This is a genomic window from Serratia sp. B501 (genome assembly GCF_051172315.1).
In the GTDB taxonomy this organism is placed as follows: domain Bacteria; phylum Pseudomonadota; class Gammaproteobacteria; order Enterobacterales; family Enterobacteriaceae; genus Serratia; species Serratia ureilytica.
Genome location: NZ_JBPIZB010000003.1, coordinates 203,474 through 222,229 on the forward strand (window position 1 = coordinate 203,474; position 18,756 = coordinate 222,229).

The window sequence follows — 18,756 nt, forward strand, 5'->3', positions numbered from 1 at the left end:
CTTTTATCCCAGCGCATACTGCACGATCAGCTGCCCTTTCTTCATCTTTACGCCGGTAATCGCGATCGCGCCCACCTCGCCCAACGTGGCGACATGCGTGCCGCCGCAGCCGTAGGCGGGCAGATCGCCGAAACCGATCTGGCGCATCCCGTCCACCGCCTGTTGGCGACGCGGCAAATCGGCGGCGATCAGGCGCGCCAGCTCCGCGTGTAAAAACGCCGCCTCCAGCGTCTGTACGTCCGGCCCCGGCGTGAACGTGATGCGCCCTTCTCCCGGCCAATGATGCGCTTTCATCGGCCGCCAACCGCGGGTTTCCCCCAGCCAGCCGATCAGATGGCCGCCGGAGTGCCAGCGGGCGTGCAGCCGGCGTTGCGCTTCGTCGACCTGCATATTGACCGGCCCGATCGGCAGCGGCGCCGCGGTATAGTGCAACACCCTATCCCCCTGCTGCTGCACCCGCAGCACGGCGACGCCGTTCAACGCTCCCACGTCGGCCGGCTGCCCGCCGCCCTGCGGGTGAAACAGCGTGGCGTCCAGTTCCACGGCGTAAGCGCCCGCCTCGGCCGGCTCACAGCTCAATACCTGCGCCTGGCCCTGTAAATCGTCGCTGTAGTAATAACGTCGCTCGGTCATCATTTTTCTCCTCGGTTCGAAGAGCCATTATATTCATGTCATAATCGGAGCATAATCCGTCGCCATCACAATGGACCTTTGCGTCATGAGCACAAATCTTTCTTACGCGCTGTTGGCCGAAATGGCCGTTTTCGTCCAGGTCGTGGAGAGCGGCAGCTTTTCCGCCGCCGCCCGCAAACTGGGCGCTTCACCTTCCGCCGTCAGCCGCAGCGTGGCGAAGCTCGAACAGGCGCTGACGCTGCAGCTGCTGCATCGCACCACCCGTAAACTGCGGCTGAGCGAAAGCGGCGAAGAGGCGTTTGCGCACTGCCGCACCCTGCTGGCGGCGGCCGACGCGGTGATGGCGATCGGCGGGCGCGGCGCCGCAGAGCCCGAAGGGCTGGTCAGCGTCAGCGTGCCCAAGGCGGTAGGCCGTTTCGTCCTGCATCCGCACATGCCGGCGTTCCTGCGGCGTTACCCGAAGGTGGACGTGAGGCTGCGGCTGGAAGATCGTTATATGGATCTGATCGACGACCGCGTCGATCTGGCGCTACGCATTACCGATCGCCCGTCGCCGGGCTTGATCGGCCGTCAGCTGATGCGAATAGACCACCTGCTGTGCGCCACGCCGCACTATCTGGCGCAGCACGGCGCGCCGCAGCACCCGCACGATCTGGCGGCACACAGCTGCATCTATCTGGGAGAAACGCCGAGCGACGCGCAATGGAAGTTCCGCCGCAGCGGCAAAACGGTGACGGTCAACGTGCGCGGCCGCTACGCCGCCAACCACACCGGCGTGCGGCTGGACGCGGTGAAACGGCATATCGGCATCGGCAGCCTACCGTACTTTACCGCCCGCCAGGCGCTCGACGAGGGCGAGATCGTGCAGGTACTGCCGGAATGGGATTTCCTCAGCAGCTATCACGGCGGCCTGTGGTTGCTTTACGCGCCCAACCAGTATCTGCCGCCCAAACTGCGGGTGTTTATCGACTATCTCGTCGCCTGCCTGGCACAGGAGCCGCAGCTAAAGCGCCTTGCGTAGCGTGATGTTGATGCGGTGCGGCCCCACCAGCGAGTGGTAGCCTTCCTTGACCGGGAGGATGCCGTGGAAACAGAGCCGCGACGGGCCGCCCCACACCACCACGTCGCCGTGCGCCAGCGGGATGCGCCGTGCCCGATCGCTGCGCTGCAGGCCGCCGAACTGAAACACCGCCGGCAACCCGAGCGACACCGAGACGATCGGCGCGCCGAAGTCGTGCTCGTCTTTATCCTGATGCAGCGACAGCTTGCTGCCCGGCTCGTAACGGTTCATCAAACAGGAATCCGGCACGAAGGGGCCAAAGCCCGCCTGCTGCGCGGCTTCGTCCGCCAACGCCATCAGAATAGGCGGAATGGCCGGCCAGCGTTTGCCGCTGCGCGCGTCGCGTTCCGAGTAACGGTAGCCGCGGCTGTCGCTGGTCCAGCCGTTGCCGCACCAGCTCATCGCCACCGACATCACGTGCCCGCCGGGGGTGGTCAAATGCTGCCACGGCACCTGCGCCACCACGCCCCGCACCGCCGCCAGCAGTGCCGGCCCGTGATCGCGCACAAAGCCGTGCATCACCACCGCGCCGGGGGCGATCTCTTCACGCCACGGCGGCGGCAGCGCGTCTTCAAAAAGATCGATTGTCATCGCCAAAACCTGTATGAATACACAGTATCCATTGTAACCCGCCGCCGCCGATTGTCCAGCGCCCGGCTGCGCCATTGTCGTTGGCGGCAAATTTCTCTACAGTAGCCGCCATAAAATCAATCACTCACCAGGAATGCGCGTGATTAAGGGCATCACTCTTTCGGTCGTCGCCTCCATCTTGTTCGGCGCGATGTATTACTTCACCTCTACCCTCACCCCGCTGAACGGCGAACAGGTCTACGGCTGGCGCACGCTGCTGACGCTGCCGTTCCTGACGCTGTTCATGGCGCTGTCCGGCGATTGGCGCAAGGTGAGCGACACGCTGGTCGGGATCGGCCAACGGCCGCCGCGTCTGCTGGGCCTGCTGCTCACCTCGGCGCTGCTGGGGGTGCAGCTGTGGCTGTTCCTGTGGGCGCCGCTGCACGGCAAGGCGCTCGACGTGTCGCTCGGCTATTTTCTGCTGCCGCTGACCATGGTGCTGGCGGGCCGTTTGATCTACCGCGATCGGCTGTCGCTGCTGCAAAAACTGGCGGTGGCGTGCGCCGTGGCGGGGGTGGGCAATGAGCTGTATCAGGCGGGCGGCGTATCGTGGCCGACGCTGGTGGTAGCGCTGGGGTATCCGCTCTACTTTATTTTGCGGCGGCGTTTCGGCACCGACAATCTCGGCGGCCTGTGGTGCGAGCTGACGCTGATGCTGCCGGCGGCGGCCTGGTTCGCCTTCGGCGACGGCGGCGCGGCGGCGCTGCAGATCAATGCCGAGCTGTATTGGCGCATTCCGCTGCTCGGCGTCATCAGCGCCGTGGCACTGGTGTGTTACATCCTCGCCAGCCGCATGCTGCCGTTCAGCCTGTTCGGCCTGCTGAGCTATGTGGAACCGGTGCTGCTGGTGCTTGTCGCGCTGCTGCTCGGCGAGAGCATCAGCCAAAGCGAATGGCCAACCTATCTGGCGATCTGGCTGGCGGTGCTGCTGCTGGCGGCGGAAGGCGCGCGGCACCTGCTGCGCCGCCAGCGGGTCTGACTCAGGCGGCCAGCGTGGCGCCGCCGTCGATCACGATGTCCTGCATGGTGATGTGGCTGGCCAAATCCGAGGCCAGGAACAGCACCGCGTTGGCGATTTCGTCCGGACGCGCGATTTTACCCAGCGGGATCCCCAGCTTGAACATCTCGGGGAAGCCGGCGATGGTGCGTTGCTGCGCATCGTCGGTCTGCCACATGCCGCGCTGCATCGGCGTGTCGGTCGAGCCCGGCGACACCAGATTGCACCGCACGCCGAACGGCGCCATCTCCAACCCCACGCAGTGGTTCAGGCTGGTCAGCGCCGCCTTGGAGGCGCAGTAGGCCGCCATCTGCGCGCGCGGCACGTGCGCGGCGTTGGAGCCGATGCTGACGATCGCCCCGCTGCGCTGCGCCTTGAAGTGCGGCAGCACGGCGCGGAACAGGTAAAACGCCCCCGAGGCGTTGACGTTGATGCACTGGTGCCAGTCATCCACGCTCAGATCTTCGGTATTGCCCATGCGCAGAATGCCGGCGGCGTTGACCAACACGTCCAGTCGCGGGTTCTCCGCCAGCTGTTGGCGGCACACCGACTCCACCTGCTCCGGCCGGCTGATGTCCAGCGTCACGCAGGGGTAAGGCAGATCCGAATTGGCGAATTCTCGGTCAAACCCCACCACCTCGGCGCCCTGGGTTAAAAAGTGGCGGGCGATCTGCTCGCCGATGCCGCGCGCCGCGCCGGTCACCCACACGCGTTTGCCGGTGAAATCCATCTGAATGCTCATGCGCGCACCGCCATCCGGGCGCACCGCCAGGTCATGTTGTTGTTCATCGTTGTCTCCTGCGAAAGGCTATGACGCGGCGCGGACTGCGCCGCAAAGAGGCCTACAGCGCGCCGCTGTTCAGGCCGAAAGCGTTGAGCATGGTGCCCAGTTTGGCGGTGGTTTCCATCCACTCGGACTGCGGCGTCGAGGCGGCAACGATGCCCGCGCCGGCGAACAGCCGCACCCGGTTGCCGCGCAGCAGCCCGCTGCGGATGACGATCGCCCACTCGCCGTCGCCGTTGGCGTCGCACCAGCCGACGATGCCGCTGAACAAGCCGCGATCGTGCGGTTCCAGAGCGGCGATCAGCTGGCGGGCGCTTTCGGTCGGGAAGCCGCACAGCGCCGGCGTCGGATGCAGCAGGCAGGCCAGCTGCATCACGTTGAGAGCCGGGTTCAGCAACTCGCCGCGAATGCGGGTGGACAGGTGCCACATGGTGCCGGTGCTGAGCAGCGACGGGCCGCTGGGCACGCTCAGGGTGGCGCACAGCGGCGTCAGATGCCGACGAATGTCGTCGATCACCAGCTTGTGTTCGTATTTGTCTTTGGTCGAGCGCATCAGGCGCTCGCTGCCGAGGCGATCCTGCTGCGGATCGTCCTGCCGGCGCGCCGAGCCCGCCAGCGGATTGGTGTGGATCTCGCCGCCCTGCTTGCGGATCAGCAGTTCAGGGCTGGCGCCGATCAACACGCTGCCATCGGCCAGCGGCAGAGAGAAGTGGTAACCGGTCGGGTTCTGCACCATCAGGTTATTGAGGATCCGGTGGCCGGCCACCGGCTGCTCCAGCTCGATATCGAGGATGCGCGACAGCACCGCCTTGTCCAGCTTGCCTTGTTTAAAACGGCTGACCGCTTCCGCGACCGCGTGTTTGAATCGCGGCTCGTCCGGAATACTGGTGCAGGCGACCAGGCGATGCGGCTGTTGCAGCATCGGGCGCGCGGCGCGGATAAAGCTGTCGTTGGCGACGAATCGGCTTTCTTCAGGTATATACAGGCAGGAAGGCCGGCGCGTGTCGAACGGAATGGCGCCCACCACCACCGGGGCCGCCTGGCCGGCGGCTTTGGCGCGCGCCAGCGCCTGGCGAATATGCTGCGCCAGCGCGCTGCCTTCCTGCTCGCCGCCGAACGCCGGCGTCTCGATACGCTCAAACACGCCGTGGGCGGAGAGGGAACGGAATTCTGACCGGTACAAAAAGGTCGATTGTTCGGCGTACTCAAACCCGGAGAAGGTTTGGTTTTCTGTCGTCAGTGTCGCCACAAGACCACTCCTTTGTTGCGCCTCACCAATGATAATGTTTATGCGAATAATTATCATTAGCTGTAAAGGGTGGGTAAATTACACCGGATCCCCACCGTCGGTCAATCTCCGATGAATGAATCTTTCCGCACGCCGCGGCAAATTCGCGTTACGCCACAACAAGAAATAACACACTGTTATTATTGTGTTTTAGCAAAAAATAAAAGTCGTGACATCGTCACCTTCACGCCAAAACCGCCCGGCGAAACGCCGTCCGGCGCAGCAATGCGGCGTCAACGTGGTGAGCAGCGCCAATTCGAACGTCTGCCGCTGCGCATCCACCGCCACCATCCGCGCATCAAGAAAATCGAAATATCGGCGCACCTGCGGGTACAGCGCTTTGAACAGGCTCTCTTTAGCGGAAAACGTCAGCGTCAGCAGCTCGTTGAACGGCAGCGTTTCGCCCAGCAACGTCTCGCGCTCCGCCGGTGAAACGATCGCGCTCCACAGCTCCTCCGCTCGCGCCACGGACAGCAGCGTCTCCACATCCAGCCCAACACCGCCCAGCCCGCGCTCAGGGTGCACGGCGCACAGCGCGGTATGCGAATTATGGCTCAGCGCCCCGGCGATACCCGGCGGCCACTGCGGCGCGCGATCTTCGCCGCGCGCCAGGGTGAAGTCGGCGAAACCGAGCGGCGCCAGCAGCTGCCGCGCCAGAACACGCCCGGCCAGATACTCCGCGCGGCGTTTCGGCACCGCGCGCGCCAGATGATCCGGCAGCGCAAAGCCCGCCCCGGGAAAACTGTCGTCGCGATACTCCGCCAGCGCAAACTGGCAGCGCGCCACCTGGCCCGGATAGCCGTCCGGCGTGAAAAATTCGATATTGCGGATAAAAGTGGGCAACGGCGGTATCCATGATAAGCAGGCAGGCTGATGATGTTAGCCCCCGAAACGGCCTGCAACAATGACCCTGGGCAAAATAAATGGCGTTAAGTCCCGCGCGGCGGCGCGTTGGACGAAGTGGGAAAAGGCCTCTCCCCCGCATTCGGGAGAGAGGCCGGGCATTACAAGATGCCTTTCATGGTCTTCTCGAAATCGCTCCAGGCGCAGAAGCCGTCTTTATCGATCGGGCAGCCTTTCAGCGCCAGCGTCACGCGCTGCGGCGGGGTTTGCAGCGTCAGCGGCGTCGCCTTGCGCAACTGCTCGGTGGACTGATAGACGTACTCGATCTTCAGCAATTCCCGGTCGTTCTGCGCGTCGCGCCAGCGCTGGAACACCAGTTTGCCGCCGATCGGCGTTTTCTCGTACTGCTGCGGCAGCTGATACGGCTGGAACTGCATGGCCGACAGCAGCGAGGCGATATTGGAGTCGTGGCCCACCAGCACCGTCAGCTTCGGCGCGTCCGGTTTGCGCTCGCCCAGCAGCGCGTTGTTGATGTAGGTCAGCAGCGGCTTGGCGACGTTCTGCGCCACCACCGGCGAGGTGAACAGCGAATCCTGATAGCCGTCTTTCAACTGCGCCAGCTGCTGCCACTGGTGCGGCGTGGCGATTTTGCCCCAGGCCACCTCTTTCATCGGGAAACCTTCGTAGTACTGCAGCATAAAGGCGTCCACCAGCGAGTTGCCCACCCGCAGCGGGCCGGAGACGCCCGGCTCTTTGCCCGGCACCGCGCTCATCACGCTGGCTTCTTTGGTCAGGTCGCAGTGTTTGTCGGTCTTGCAGGCGGCGGAATCCTTGTAGTCGATGATCTTCGCCAGCTGCTGATAAGAGGCGTCCAGCTTCAGCGATCCCAGCGCGGCGTTCATCGCCGCCAGCGCCTGCTGGTTGAAGGCTTCGCTGGTGTCGGTGATGATCGGGTTGAAGGTCGGATCCATCTCGCCCATCTTGTCCTGATGGTGCACGCTGACGTCACAGCCCGGGAATGCGCCATTGCTGAAGAACTGCGCGGTGGCCACCGTGCGCTGCAGGCTGTTGGCGTAGACGTACACGCTGCCGGCGGTCGGACAGCCCTCTTGCGGCAACAGGCCGGTCTGCTTCAGCCAGGCGTTGAAATAGTGCCCCATATACACTTCCAGCACCCCGCCCTTGGTGGTCAGCTGGCCGCCCGGCGTTTCCCAGGCCGGCCAGGCCTTCGGCGTGGACTGCGCCAGCACGCTGCCGTTGTTGGCCAGCGGCGCGCGCAGGTTATGGCGGCTCATCACCAGCACCTGTTCCAGTTGATAACCGCCGGCGTCCGCCAGCGCGTTCCCGGTGAATAACAAAGGCAGGCACAGCAATAACGTTTTTTTTCTCATCCGCAGAGGCTCCCGGAAAATGATTATTTTTAAGGTGTTAGCGTTTGCCTGCGTATGATGGCGGGGTTAGTGTGACAAGTGTGTGACAGGGTTCACGAGAAAAGATCGTACCAGCGGCCACCGGGCGGCGGCCGCTGTGCGTCAACTCAGTACCACAGGCTCATGATTGGCCAGCCGATCAGCAGCAGCGCGGCGATGTACACCACGCCGAGAATGCCGCCCAGGCGCCAGTAGTCTTTCGACTTCACATAGCCGCAGCCGTAGATAATCACCCCCGGCCCGGTGGCGTACGGCGTCAGCACGCCCATGATGCCGATCGACAGCACCAGCAGCATCGACAGCTGCTCCATCGGCACGCCCGGCAACCCTTTGCCGACCGCCAGGATCACCGGCAGCATGGTGGCGGTGTGCGCCGACAGGCTGGCGAACAGGTAGTGGGCGAAGTAGAACACCAGCACCAGCGCCACCACCGTCATGTTCGGCGAGAAGCCGTCCAGGTGGGTGCTCATGGTCTGGGCGAACCAGTCGATAAAGCCTGAGCGCGTCAGGCCGTTGGCCATCACCACCAGCGTCGCCAGGTTAACCAGCGTATTCCAGGCGCTGGAGTATTTGGTAATGTCTTTCCACGACACCACGTGCAGCGCCAGCATCAGCGACACCGCCAACAGGCACACCGCGGTGGCGTCCAGCACCTTGCCGCCGAACACCCACAGGCACAGGCTGAGCAGCACCAGGCCGATCAGGGTGTACTCCTTGCGCGTCAGCTTGCCCATTTCCCCCAGCGCGGTATTCGCCCAGGCGGCCACTTCGCTGCTGTGGGTCACGCCCGGCTTGTAGAGGTAGTAGGAGATCAGCGGCGCGATGATCAGCAACAACAGGCCGACCGGCAGGAATGCCAGGAACCACTGCATCCAGCTGATGTGCACCCCGGCTATCTTGCCGACGAACTCGATGCCCAGCACGTTCGGCGCGGCGCCGGTGACGAACATCGAGGAGCTGATGCTGGTGCCGACCACCATCATCCACATCAGGTAGCCGCCGATGCGGCGCGAAGAGGGATCGTTAGGGAAGGAATCGAACAGCGGCGGCAGGTTTTTCACCACCGGGAACACCGTGCCGCCGGTGCGCGCGGTGTTGGACGGCGTGAACGGCGCCAGCAGGATATCGATGATCACCACCGCATAGCCCAGCGTCAGCGTGCGCTTGCCCATGAATTTCACCAGGAACAGCGCGATGCGCCGCCCCAGCCCGGTGGCCTCGTAGCCCAGCGCGAAGATAAAGGCGCCGAACACCAGCCAGACGGTGGTGCTGGAGAAACCCGCCAGCCCCCATTTCAGCGCCTCTTTACCGGCCTTGAAGCCCGGCTCCGCCAGTTCCTGCGCGCCGAACAGCACCCAGTTGGCGCTCAGCACGCTGACGGTCACCGCGATAAAGCTGATGGCGGTGGCCGGGATCGGCTCCAGAATCATGCCGACGATCATCGCCACAAAGATGGCGAAATAGTGCCACGCCTGCGGCGGCATGCCGTCGGGCACCGGTATCAATAACAGGATCGCGAGCACCGCCAGCGGCGCTATCGCTTTCCAGATCTTTTCCTGGGTTTGGGACATAGGGACTCTCCTGAAGGCTTGGTTATTATTCTTGGGCACCCAGCTGCGCCAGCAGCCAGGTCACTATCAACAAGTCGGCGCTGCCGCCGGGGCTGAGGTTGCGGGCAATGCAATCGGCATCGAAGCGCCGCAGGCGCGCCAGGCCCGCCTCCCCCGCCGAGCCGCCCTGCGCCAGCAGCAAAGCCGCCCGGCGCCGCAGCCAGCGCAGCCCGCGCAGGCCGCCGCGCGAGGCGACGTTGGTGTCATCGTTGTGGGCCATCAGCCACAGCAGGCTGTCCAGCAGCGCCCGCTGTTCGTCGCCGCCGGCGGCCAGCCGTTGCCGATACAGCGGCAGCGCGCCGTCAAGCACCAACCGAAAACCGGATTCCGCCTCGCCGCGCGCGCCGCTGAGGCCATACGCAGCGAACAAGCGCTGGCCGGCGGTCTGCCCGGCGTTGTTGCATCGCAGTTCGCTGTCCACCAGCCCTCGGCACATCGCCGCCACTTCGGCGCATAACGATGCGGCGCTGATGGCCCGGCCCTGCTGCTGCAGGCGGCCGAAGGCGGCGCACAGCAACCCGAGTGAGAACACGCTGCCCTTATGGGTGTTAATGCCGCCGGTGGCGCGAAACATCTGGTTTTCGCAGGCCAGGCCGAGCGGCCGCAGCCGCGCCAACTGCCGCTCCGCCGGCCGGCAGGCGTCTTCGCGGCCGCGCTGGATAAAACGTGGCAGCCACACGCCGATGGCGCGGGCGCTGCGGTAGAAATGCCCAAGATCCATGTCGCGATGGGCGCCGGTGTTATGGCGATCCACCAGCCCCGGTTTGGGCGTGAGGTTGACCTCCACCAACAGCGCGCGAAAGGCGGCGCGGGCGAAGTCGCAGGCCGGCTCGGCTCGGCGGGCGGGTGGATTAATCGGCAGAGATCGCATCGTTGAACATCCTTTCCATTTCTTGCAGCAGCTGCTCGCTGCCGTGCCGCCGCTGGCGGGCGCAGATCTTGGCCGGTTGGCCGCACAGCAGGCAGCGCCGCGCCGGCAGACCGATGTCGCGGCGCGACAGAATTCGCCCCTGCGCATCCAGCACGTCGATATCCCACAGCCGGCCGATCGGGCGGCTCACCTCCAGCTGCATGGCGCAATCTTTTACCCGTTGGGCGTCGGCGCACAGCGCCACAAACCCTTCGCAGCCGGTGGCGAGCGCCAGCGCCTCGGCCTGCGGGCTCGGCCAGCCCTGTTCGGCGCACAGCCGCAGCAGCGCCGCCCACCCGAGGTTGAAGATGCCGCGCGTCAACGCGCTGTCCTTCACCGGGCCGGGCACCACCAGCGTCAGCACCAGCAACGTGCACTCGTGCTGCGCCAGCCACGCCTGCTGGCGCGCCTGACGGCATTCGCGGCTGGTGAGCAGCTCCGGCAGGCTGACCGCACGTTCGGCGGCCAGTTGAGGATCGACGGCGGCCATCGTTTACTCCGCCACCTGATGCACCACGTCGATCACCGAGCCGTCGCGGTAGCGCACCACCGCCACCACCTTGTCGGTAAACGCGATCGGCTGCGGTTCGCCGGTCAGCTGCAGCGCGCGGGCGCGCAGCCAGTCGATGCTCACCACCTCAAGCCCGGCCTCCCGCAGGCGCTGCGCCAGCTCCGGCCGCGCCGGGTTGACGGCGATGCCGTGGTCGGTCACCAGAATGTCGATGCTGGAGCCGGGCGTGACGCAGGTGGTCACCTGCTCCACCAGCGTCGGGATGCGCCCGCGCACCAACGGCGCGACGATGATCGCCAGCCGCGCGGCGGCGGCGGTGTCGCAGTGGCCGCCGGACGCGCCGCGCAGCACGCCGTCGGAGCCGGTCAGCACGTTAACGTTGAAGCCGGTGTCGATTTCCAGCGCGCTCAGCACCACCACGTCGAGCCGATCGACCGACGCCCCCTTGGAGCTGAAGTTGGCGTACTGATTGGCGCTGATTTCGATATGGCGCGGGTTGCGCGCCAGCGAGGTCGCCGCCGCCCGATCGAAGCTCTGCACGTCCAGCAGCTTGCCGATCAACCCTTTCTCGTGCAGATCCACCATGGTCGAGGTGATGCCGCCGAGGGCGAACGCGGCGCGAATGCCGCGGGCGCGCATCTTGTCCTCCAGGAACCGGGTCACCGCCAGCGAGGCGCCGCCGGTGCCGGTTTGCAGCGAGAACCCTTCGGTGAAGTAGCCGGAACCGGCGATCACCTCGGCGGCGCGGCGGGCGATCAACAGCTCGCGCGGGTTCGAAGTCATGCGCGTGGCGTCAGCGCCGATCTTGTCGGCGTCGCCCACCCGCTCCAACTGCACGATCAGATCCACCCGATCCTGCGCCAGGCTGGCGGGATGATGCGGATACGGCACCAGCTGCTCGGTCAGCAACACCACGGTGCCCGCCGCCTCGGCGTCCACCCGCGCATAGCCGAGCGAGCCGCAGCAGGCTTCACCGCTGTAGCCGTTGGCGTTGCCGAACTCATCGCAGGCCGGCACGCCGAGGAAGGCCACGTCTATCTTCAGCTCGCCGGATTCGATCAGATTGACCCGGCCGCCGTGCGAGTGAATTTGCACCGGCTCCGCCAGCAGGCCGCGCGAAACGGCGTCCGCCAGCGGGCCGCGCAGCCCGGAGGTGTAAATGCGGCTCACCACGCCGTGGCGGATATGCTCAACCAACGGCGCATGGCAGTCGGTCAGCGAGCTGGAGGCCAGCGTCAGGTTGCGGAACCCCATCGCCGCCAGCGTCTCCATCACCTGATTGAGCGCCAGATCGCCGCCGCGAAACGCATGGTGGAAGGAGATGGTCATGCCGTCCTGCAGCCCGCTGCGGCGCACCGCTTCCTGCAAGGAGTCGCACAGCTTGAGATCGCGCGGTTTACGCGCCTGCAGGTTGGCTTTGGACACGTCCTGATAGCCCGGCAGATCCGCCGGGTTGGCGAAGGTCATCAATCGTTGTTGGCGGTTCATCATGCTTCCTCCCCGTGCTGCGCCGGTTCTTCCCGTAAGCCGGACAGCGCGGCGCGCTCCAGCACCAGCCGGGCGCGTTCAATCACCGGGCTGTCGACCATTTTTCCGTTGAGCGACACCACGCCGCGCCCTTCCCGCTCCGCCGCTTCGGCGGCGTCCACCACCCGCTGCGCGTGCGCCACCTCTTTGGCGGTCGGCGCGTACAGGTTGTGCAGCAGCTCAATCTGGCGCGGGTTGATCAGCGATTTGCCGTCGAAGCCGAGCTGTTTGATCAGCGCCGCTTCCTGCAGGAAGCCGGCCTCGTTGTTGGCGTCGGAATACACGGTGTCGAACGCCTGAATGCCGGCGGCGCGCGCCGCCTGCAGCAGCGAGCAGCGGGCGAACAGCAGCTCAATGCCCTCCGGCGAGCGTTCGGTGCGCAGGTTGCGCACATAGTCTTCCGCCCCCAGCGCGATGCCGATAAGACGCGGCGAAGCGTGCGCGATCGCCACCGCGTTGGTGATGCCCTGCGCCGATTCGATCGCCGCCAGCAGCCCGGTGCTGCCGACCGGCCGGCCGCAGGCCGCCTCGATGGCGGCGATCTCGCGCTCCATGTCAACAACGTCCTGCGCGCTGTCGGTCTTCGGCAGGCGCACGATGTCCGCGCCGCCGCGCACCACCGCCTGCAAATCCGCCAGGCCGTAGGCGGAGTCGAGCGCATTGACGCGCACGATGGTTTCCACCTCCTGGTACAGCGGGTGCTGCAGCGCGTGGTACACCAGCCGGCGCGCCGCGTCTTTTTCACGCAGGACAACCGAGTCTTCCAGATCGAACATCAGCGCATCGGCCTGATAGATAAAGGCGTTGCTGACCATCGCCGCGTTGGCGCCGGGAACGAACAGCATGCTGCGCCGCAGCCGGGTTTTATTCAGCGTTTTCATCTTTCGCCTCCCACGGCAATTGGCCGCTCTCGCAGGCGCGCATCAGCGCGGTTTCCAGCCGGGCGCGCAGCACGCAGTCCAGCGCCCCTTTGTCGTCGACGATCACCTGCACCGGCTCCACCTCATAACGCTGCAGCACCTCCAGCAGGGTGCGGCGGATCGCCGCGCCGAACTGTTTTTCCACGCTGCTGGCGATCAACAGATCGTGCTGCGGCCCCTCGGCGGGCGCGATGCGCACCATGACATCGCTGGATTCCAGCGTGCCGGCCATTGCTTCTCGGATAATTTTCATCATTCACCTGATTGTGCGGACTCAAAAGGATGCGGGGCCGCCTTGGCCCGGCGCTGCGTTTGCAGATCCTGCAGGTAGTACAGGGTGTCCGGCGGCACCAGCGGCGCGGCGGCGTGAAAGTCCCCCGCCGCTAGCAGCTTGCGCACCCAGGAGGCGGAGATCGCCGTGCCCTGATATTGCAAACGCTCGATTTCCACCAGCGCGATCGGCGGGCTGGGCAGCGCCGGCGTTTCCAGCCAGTAGCGCATGTCGCGGTTGTATTTCGCGGTCACCGCGCAGAACGGCTCGTTGCCGACGAAGCGGTGGGTGATGCCCAGCGCGGGCGCCAGATACTGGCGGAAGATCTTCAGATCGATTTCGGTGTAACAGTCGTCGGCCACGCCCTGGTCCTTGATGAAGTAACAGGGGAAGGTGGCGCGCGAGATCACGTACTGCGAGCCTTCGTGTACCGTGAGGTTGGGGATGTCGGCGGTGCCGGCCAGCACCAGCCGGCGCCGGTCTTCATAGCTGAAGCGCGAGGTGTTTTCCTTCACCAGAAACAGGTGCAGCCAGTCGCAGCGCTTGGCCGCCTGACGCACCAGATACTGGTGCCCGCGGGTAAAGGGGTTGGCGTTCATCACGATGCTGCCGATGGTGTCGCCCGGCCGACGTTGGCTCGCCAGTTGGGCGGCGTAGCGCTTCAGGCGGCACGGGCTGTTTTCCATCAGCACCACGATGCCCGGCACGGTGGCGATCGGGTAGAAACCGCACTGGCGGAACAGCGGCTCGTTCTGCACCTTGGTGTAGATAAACAGCTGAGTGTGATGGCGCTCGTAGGCCAGGTTCACCAGCTCGGTCGCCAGCGCCAACGCCAACCCTTCGCCGCGCATCAGCGGGCTGATGGCGACACATTTGATAATATTGTCGGCGATGCCGCCGCAGGCGACCAATTTGTCGTGCTGGGTAACGGTAATAAATATTTCAACCGTGGTGTCGATATTCAGATCGTTACTGCGCAAGAAGGCGCTTATTTCCGAAATCGCTTTATGATCCGATCGCTTTACCCGATTAAATACGGCATCGCCTAACATAACACGCTCTCTGGGTTAACTGGCAAACAACAAATGAAATACAAAAAGGCATTTTAATTAACATCAGAAATAGCAATTAAAACCTTAAAAACCATGAAGATAAAATCATCCTCTCGTTCTATAAACCCATGGTAAGCAGAAAAAAAACGCGGATTATTGACCTATTTCACAAACCGATCCCGGTTAATAAGTTATTTAATGTTCTTTATTTGCTTAATTAATCTTATGGTGTTTATTATTGAGATAATCTTTATTTGGCGCCGCAATTCACTTACATTCACTTAGCATTTTTATTGCAATTACGGGTCGCACTATGGAATGGCTGAACATCCTGATCGTTGAAGACGAAACGCCGCTGGCGGAGATGCACGCGGAGTTTATCCGCCAGAACGGCGGCTGCCGCCAGATTTGGCTGGCCGGCACGCTGGCGCAGGCGCGCGCCATGACCGAACGCTTCAAGCCGGATCTGATCCTGCTGGACAACTTTCTGCCGGACGGCCAGGGCATCACCCTGCTGCGCGAACTGACGCTGAGCGGGTATCGCGGCGGCATCGTGTTCATCACCGCCGCCAGCGACATGGCCACCGTGGCCGAGGCGTTGCGCTACGGCGTGTTCGACTACCTGATCAAACCGCTGGCCTATGACCGGCTGAGCCAGACGCTGCTGCGCTTCAGCCAGCGCCGCGAAGCGTTGAAGGACAAAGCGCGCCTCAACCAGCGCCGCATCGACGAGATGTTCAATACCTACGCCCGCGGCGAGCAGCAGGCGGCGCTGCCCGCCGGCATCGACGAGCTGACGCTGGGCAAGGTCCGCGCGCTGTTCGCCGAACCTGCCGCGCGGCACACCGCTGAAAGCGTTGCGCAAAAAATGGGGCTCAGCCGCACCACCGCGCGCCGTTATCTGGAGTTTTGCACCGCCGCGCAGCAGCTGCGCGCCGAGATCATTTACGGCAAGGTAGGCCGCCCACAGCGGATCTATCGTGCCGGCGAGCCGCATTAACGGTTATTTGATCGCCCTTGCAAGGTTGCGTGTAACCGCTTTACTTTTTATGCGCCGGTCAGCATCTTGGTGAGCATCACCTAGCCGACTGGACGATCGCCGATGCCTGCTGCGCCCCTAGCTTCCCTGACCGAGATCCTCGCCCGCCGTGACTGGCAAAACCCCGCCTGCACCCACTACCGCCGGCTGGACGCCCACCCACCGTTCGCCAGCTGGCGCACGGTGGAAGACGCGCGCGACGACGCCCCCAGCGCCAGCCGCCGGTCGCTGAACGGCGAGTGGCGCTTCAGCTATTTCCCGCGCCCAGAGGCGGCGCCGGAGAGCTGGCTGCAGCAGGATCTGCCGGACGCCGCCCCGCTGGCGGTGCCGGGCAACTGGCAGCTCGCCGGCTACGACGCGCCGATCTACACCAACGTGCGCTACCCGTTCCCGGTCGATCCGCCGCGCGTGCCGGAAGACAACCCAACCGGCTGCTACTCGCGCGCCTTCAGCGTCGATCCGGCCTGGCTGGCCGCCGGCCAGACGCGCGTCATCTTCGACGGCGTCAACTCGGCGTTCTATTTATGGTGCAACGGCCATTGGGTCGGCTATTCGCAGGACAGCCGCCTGCCGGCGGAGTTCGATCTCAGCCCGTGGCTGCGGCCGGGTGAAAACCGGCTGGCGGTGATGGTGCTGCGCTGGTGCGACGGCAGCTATCTGGAAGATCAGGACATGTGGCGCATGAGCGGCATCTTCCGCGACGTCAGCCTGCTGCACAAACCCGCCGCCCACCTGAGCGATGTGCGCATCACCACGCCGCTGCATGACCGCTTTACCCGCGGCGAACTGGTGGTGACGGCGCGCGCCAGCCGGCCCGGCCCGCTGCAGGTGCAGGTTCAGCTGTGGCGCGATGGCTCGCGGGTGGCCGAACGCACCCAGCCGCTCGGCAGCGAGATCGTGGACGAGCGCGGCGCCTATGACGATCGCGTCACGCTGCGGTTGCCGGTGGAACGCCCGGCGCTGTGGAGCGCCGAAACGCCCGCGCTGTATCGCGCCACCGTCGCCCTGCTCTCGCCCGAAGGGGAGATTATCGAGGTGGAGGCCTATGACGTCGGCTTCCGCCAGGTAGAGATCAGCGGCGGGCTATTGAAGCTCAACGGGCAGCCGCTGCTGATCCGCGGCGTTAACCGCCACGAGCATCATCCGCGCCACGGCCAGGTGATGGACGAGACGACGATGCGCCACGACATCCTGCTGATGAAGCAGCACAACTTCAACGCGGTGCGCTGCTCGCATTACCCCAACCACCCGCTGTGGTACCGGTTGTGCGATCGCTACGGGCTGTACGTGGTGGACGAAGCCAATATCGAGACCCACGGCATGCAGCCGATGAACCGCCTGGCTGACGATCCGCTGTGGCTGCCGGCGATGAGCGAGCGCGTCACCCGCATGGTGCAACGCGATCGCAACCATCCTTGCATCATTATCTGGTCGCTGGGCAACGAGTCCGGCCACGGCGCGAACCACGACGCGCTGTACCGCTGGGTGAAAAGCCAGGATCCGACCCGCCCGGTGCAATATGAAGGCGGCGGCGCCGACACCGCCGCCACCGACATCATCTGCCCGATGTATGCGCGAGTGGATCAGGATCAGCCGTTCCCGGCGGTGCCCAAATGGGCGATCGGCAAGTGGATCGGCCTGCCGGAGGAGCCGCGCCCGCTGATCCTGTGCGAATACGCCCACGCGATGGGCAACAGCTTCGGCGGTTTCGAGCGCTACTGGCGCGCGTTCCACGCATATCCGCGCCTGCAGGGCGGCTTTGTCTGGGACTGGGTCGATCAGGCGCTGATCAAACGCGACGATCGCGGCGAAGAATTCTGGGCCTACGGCGGCGACTTCGGCGACACCCCCAACGATCGCCAGTTCTGCCTGAACGGGCTGGTGTTCGCGGATCGCACCCCGCACCCGGCGCTGTTCGAAGCGCAGCGGGCGCAGCAGCTGTTCCGCTTCGCCTTCGACGCCGCCTCGCTGACGCTGACCGTCACCAGCGATTACCTGTTCCGCCACACCGACAACGAACAGCTCAACTGGCGGCTGGAGCTGGACGGCGTGGAGCGCGCCAGCGGCAGCTTCGATCTGGCGCTGCCGCCGCAGGGCAGCACTCGCGTCACCCTGCTCGACCGGCTGCCGATGCTGCATCAGCCCGGCGAGCTGTGGCTGAACGTGGAAGTGGTGCAGCCGCAGGCCACCGACTGGTCCGAAGCGCACCACCGCTGCGCCTGGGATCAGTGGCGGGTGCCGCGCGCGCTGCATCCCGCGCCGCCGCCGGCGCAGGGCGTGCCGCCCACGCTGATTGAAGACGATCAGGGGCTGACGCTCACCCACGGCGACCAGCGTTGGCGCTTCGAGCGCAGCAGCGGCCACCTGACGCAGTGGTGGCAGAACCAGCAGCCGCAGCTGCTGACGCCGCTGCGCGACGGTTTTGCGCGCGCGCCGATCGATAACGACATCGGCGTCAGCGAAGCGGACCATATCGATCCCAACGCCTGGATCGAACGCTGGAAGCTGGCGGGCCTGTACCGGCTGGAAGAGCGCTGCACGCAGTTGCAGGCCGATGCGCTGCAAAACGGCGTGCGGGTGGTGAGCGAACACCAGTTCGGCGTGGACGGGCAGATTTTGCTGATTAGCCGCAAGCAGTGGCTGTTCGACACGCTGGGCGCGGTGAGCGTGAACGTGGAGGTCGAGGTGGCCGACGCCCTGCCGCCGCCGGCGCGCATCGGCCTGCACTGCCAACTGGCGACGGTGCAGCCGCAGGCGGAATGGCTGGGCCTGGGCCCACACGAGAACTACCCGGATCGCCGCCTGGCCGCGCAGCACGGGCGCTGGCGCCTGCCGCTGGCGGATCTGCACACGCCGTATATTTTCCCCGGCGAGAACGGCCTGCGCTGCGACACCCGCAGCCTGCGCTACGGCGACTGGCGCATCGACGGCCGCTTCCACTTCTCGCTCAGCCGCTACGGCCTGCAACAGCTGATGGCCTGCAGCCACCAGCATCTGCTGCAGCCGGAAGCAGGCACCTGGCTGCATCTGGACGGTTTCCATATGGGGGTGGGCGGCGACGACTCCTGGAGCCCGAGCGTGCACCGGGATTACCTGCTCACCGCCGGCGTTTACCGCTATCAGCTGCGCCTGCAGCGAGCGCCCGAGGGCTAAATCTGCCAAAAAACTCAACGGGTTGCGCATTCTGTAAGCAAACAGTCACAGAATGTGTAATCCGCCTTTGACATGCCGACGGCGCCTCGCTATTATTC

17 protein-coding genes are annotated in these 18,756 nt (G+C 64.9%); 4 read left to right on the plus strand and 13 right to left on the minus strand.

Features of this window, described 5'->3' with window-relative positions; translation table 11 throughout:
- Window positions 1–3: 3 nt before the first annotated feature.
- Window positions 4–633, minus strand: coding sequence for a hypothetical protein (locus tag ACSBQV_RS11545; RefSeq protein WP_099817885.1), 630 nt, complete (start codon window positions 631–633; stop codon window positions 4–6).
- Between the two features lie 85 nt (window positions 634–718).
- Between ACSBQV_RS11545 and ACSBQV_RS11550 the strand changes: the two genes are divergently transcribed.
- Window positions 719–1,654, plus strand: a complete 936-nt coding sequence (locus tag ACSBQV_RS11550; protein ID WP_099782226.1) for a LysR family transcriptional regulator — start codon at window positions 719–721, stop codon at window positions 1,652–1,654.
- Here the strand turns inward: ACSBQV_RS11550 and alkB are convergent.
- Window positions 1,637–2,284, minus strand: a complete 648-nt coding sequence (alkB, locus tag ACSBQV_RS11555; protein WP_099817884.1) for a DNA oxidative demethylase AlkB — start codon at window positions 2,282–2,284, stop codon at window positions 1,637–1,639. The two genes, ACSBQV_RS11550 and alkB, sit on opposite strands and share 18 nt — an antisense overlap.
- 139 nt (window positions 2,285–2,423) lie before the next feature.
- Here alkB and rarD point away from each other — a divergent pair, with 139 nt between their 5' ends.
- On the plus strand, window positions 2,424–3,302 hold the full coding sequence (gene rarD, locus ACSBQV_RS11560; protein ID WP_033643705.1) for an EamA family transporter RarD: 879 nt from the start codon (window positions 2,424–2,426) through the stop codon (window positions 3,300–3,302).
- A 1-nt stretch (window position 3,303) separates the two neighbouring features.
- Here the strand turns inward: rarD and dhbA are convergent, their stop codons facing one another.
- The 11 genes from dhbA to citC all read right to left on the minus strand — a co-directional run bounded on the left by dhbA (window position 3,304) and on the right by citC (window position 14,466).
- A complete protein-coding gene (gene dhbA, locus ACSBQV_RS11565; protein WP_099782229.1) occupies window positions 3,304–4,062 on the minus strand; it encodes a 2,3-dihydro-2,3-dihydroxybenzoate dehydrogenase in 759 nt (252 codons plus the stop codon).
- A gap of 100 nt (window positions 4,063–4,162) precedes the next feature.
- Window positions 4,163–5,353, minus strand: a complete 1,191-nt coding sequence (locus tag ACSBQV_RS11570; RefSeq protein ID WP_033643708.1) for an isochorismate synthase — start codon at window positions 5,351–5,353, stop codon at window positions 4,163–4,165.
- A gap of 189 nt (window positions 5,354–5,542) precedes the next feature.
- The gene (locus ACSBQV_RS11575) at window positions 5,543–6,235 is read right to left on the minus strand and encodes a 4'-phosphopantetheinyl transferase family protein (protein ID WP_099782231.1); all 693 of its coding nucleotides are present in this window, start codon (window positions 6,233–6,235) and stop codon (window positions 5,543–5,545) included.
- Between the two features lie 161 nt (window positions 6,236–6,396).
- Window positions 6,397–7,626: a bifunctional glucose-1-phosphatase/inositol phosphatase gene (gene agp / locus ACSBQV_RS11580; protein ID WP_043143150.1), complete on the minus strand. Its 1,230-nt coding sequence runs from the start codon at window positions 7,624–7,626 to the stop codon at window positions 6,397–6,399.
- Window positions 7,627–7,772: 146 nt separating this feature from the next.
- Window positions 7,773–9,236 (minus strand): anion permease, encoded by a 1,464-nt coding sequence (locus tag ACSBQV_RS11585; RefSeq protein ID WP_033643712.1) that lies wholly within the window; start codon window positions 9,234–9,236, stop codon window positions 7,773–7,775.
- Window positions 9,237–9,261: 25 nt separating this feature from the next.
- Window positions 9,262–10,146: a triphosphoribosyl-dephospho-CoA synthase CitG gene (gene citG, locus ACSBQV_RS11590; protein ID WP_033651844.1), complete on the minus strand. Its 885-nt coding sequence runs from the start codon at window positions 10,144–10,146 to the stop codon at window positions 9,262–9,264.
- A complete protein-coding gene (gene citX, locus ACSBQV_RS11595; RefSeq protein ID WP_099782233.1) occupies window positions 10,127–10,675 on the minus strand; it encodes a citrate lyase holo-[acyl-carrier protein] synthase in 549 nt (182 codons plus the stop codon). The genes citG and citX overlap by 20 nt, the downstream gene beginning before the upstream one ends.
- Window positions 10,676–10,678: 3 nt before the next feature.
- Window positions 10,679–12,184, minus strand: a complete 1,506-nt coding sequence (citF, locus tag ACSBQV_RS11600; RefSeq protein ID WP_028130661.1) for a citrate lyase subunit alpha — start codon at window positions 12,182–12,184, stop codon at window positions 10,679–10,681.
- A complete protein-coding gene (gene citE / locus ACSBQV_RS11605; protein WP_049272699.1) occupies window positions 12,184–13,104 on the minus strand; it encodes a citrate (pro-3S)-lyase subunit beta in 921 nt (306 codons plus the stop codon). The genes citF and citE overlap by 1 nt, the downstream gene beginning before the upstream one ends.
- Window positions 13,088–13,396 (minus strand): citrate lyase acyl carrier protein, encoded by a 309-nt coding sequence (gene citD, locus ACSBQV_RS11610; protein WP_046687418.1) that lies wholly within the window; start codon window positions 13,394–13,396, stop codon window positions 13,088–13,090. Before citD ends, citE begins: the two co-directional genes overlap by 17 nt.
- Window positions 13,396–14,466: a [citrate (pro-3S)-lyase] ligase gene (citC, locus tag ACSBQV_RS11615; RefSeq protein ID WP_004940809.1), complete on the minus strand. Its 1,071-nt coding sequence runs from the start codon at window positions 14,464–14,466 to the stop codon at window positions 13,396–13,398. The genes citD and citC overlap by 1 nt, the downstream gene beginning before the upstream one ends.
- A 313-nt stretch (window positions 14,467–14,779) precedes the next feature.
- Here citC and dpiA point away from each other — a divergent pair, with 313 nt between their 5' ends.
- Both dpiA and ACSBQV_RS11625 read left to right on the plus strand, forming a co-directional pair.
- A complete protein-coding gene (dpiA, locus tag ACSBQV_RS11620; RefSeq protein ID WP_033654924.1) occupies window positions 14,780–15,466 on the plus strand; it encodes a two-component response regulator DpiA in 687 nt (228 codons plus the stop codon).
- A 102-nt stretch (window positions 15,467–15,568) separates the two neighbouring features.
- Entirely contained in the window at window positions 15,569–18,658 is a 3,090-nt protein-coding gene (locus ACSBQV_RS11625) for a beta-galactosidase (protein WP_434991444.1), read from the plus strand.
- The last annotated feature ends 98 nt before the right edge of the window (window positions 18,659–18,756 follow it).

Excerpts from the sequence above, each read along its gene's own strand:
- ACSBQV_RS11545 (WP_099817885.1), bottom strand. The coding sequence starts at position 633 with ATGACCGAGCGACGTTATTACTACAGCGACGATTTACAGGGCCAGGCG.
- ACSBQV_RS11550 (WP_099782226.1), top strand. The coding sequence starts at position 719 with ATGAGCACAAATCTTTCTTACGCGCTGTTGGCCGAAATGGCCGTTTTC.
- alkB (WP_099817884.1), bottom strand. The coding sequence starts at position 2,284 with ATGACAATCGATCTTTTTGAAGACGCGCTGCCGCCGCCGTGGCGTGAA.
- dhbA (WP_099782229.1), bottom strand. The coding sequence starts at position 4,062 with ATGAGCATTCAGATGGATTTCACCGGCAAACGCGTGTGGGTGACCGGC.
- agp (WP_043143150.1), bottom strand. The coding sequence starts at position 7,626 with ATGAGAAAAAAAACGTTATTGCTGTGCCTGCCTTTGTTATTCACCGGG.
- ACSBQV_RS11585 (WP_033643712.1), bottom strand. The coding sequence starts at position 9,236 with ATGTCCCAAACCCAGGAAAAGATCTGGAAAGCGATAGCGCCGCTGGCG.
- citG (WP_033651844.1), bottom strand. The coding sequence starts at position 10,146 with ATGCGATCTCTGCCGATTAATCCACCCGCCCGCCGAGCCGAGCCGGCC.
- citX (WP_099782233.1), bottom strand. The coding sequence starts at position 10,675 with ATGGCCGCCGTCGATCCTCAACTGGCCGCCGAACGTGCGGTCAGCCTG.
- citF (WP_028130661.1), bottom strand. The coding sequence starts at position 12,184 with ATGAACCGCCAACAACGATTGATGACCTTCGCCAACCCGGCGGATCTG.
- citE (WP_049272699.1), bottom strand. The coding sequence starts at position 13,104 with ATGAAAACGCTGAATAAAACCCGGCTGCGGCGCAGCATGCTGTTCGTT.
- citD (WP_046687418.1), bottom strand. The coding sequence starts at position 13,396 with ATGAAAATTATCCGAGAAGCAATGGCCGGCACGCTGGAATCCAGCGAT.
- citC (WP_004940809.1), bottom strand. The coding sequence starts at position 14,466 with ATGTTAGGCGATGCCGTATTTAATCGGGTAAAGCGATCGGATCATAAA.
- dpiA (WP_033654924.1), top strand. The coding sequence starts at position 14,780 with ATGGAATGGCTGAACATCCTGATCGTTGAAGACGAAACGCCGCTGGCG.
- ACSBQV_RS11625 (WP_434991444.1), top strand. The coding sequence starts at position 15,569 with ATGCCTGCTGCGCCCCTAGCTTCCCTGACCGAGATCCTCGCCCGCCGT.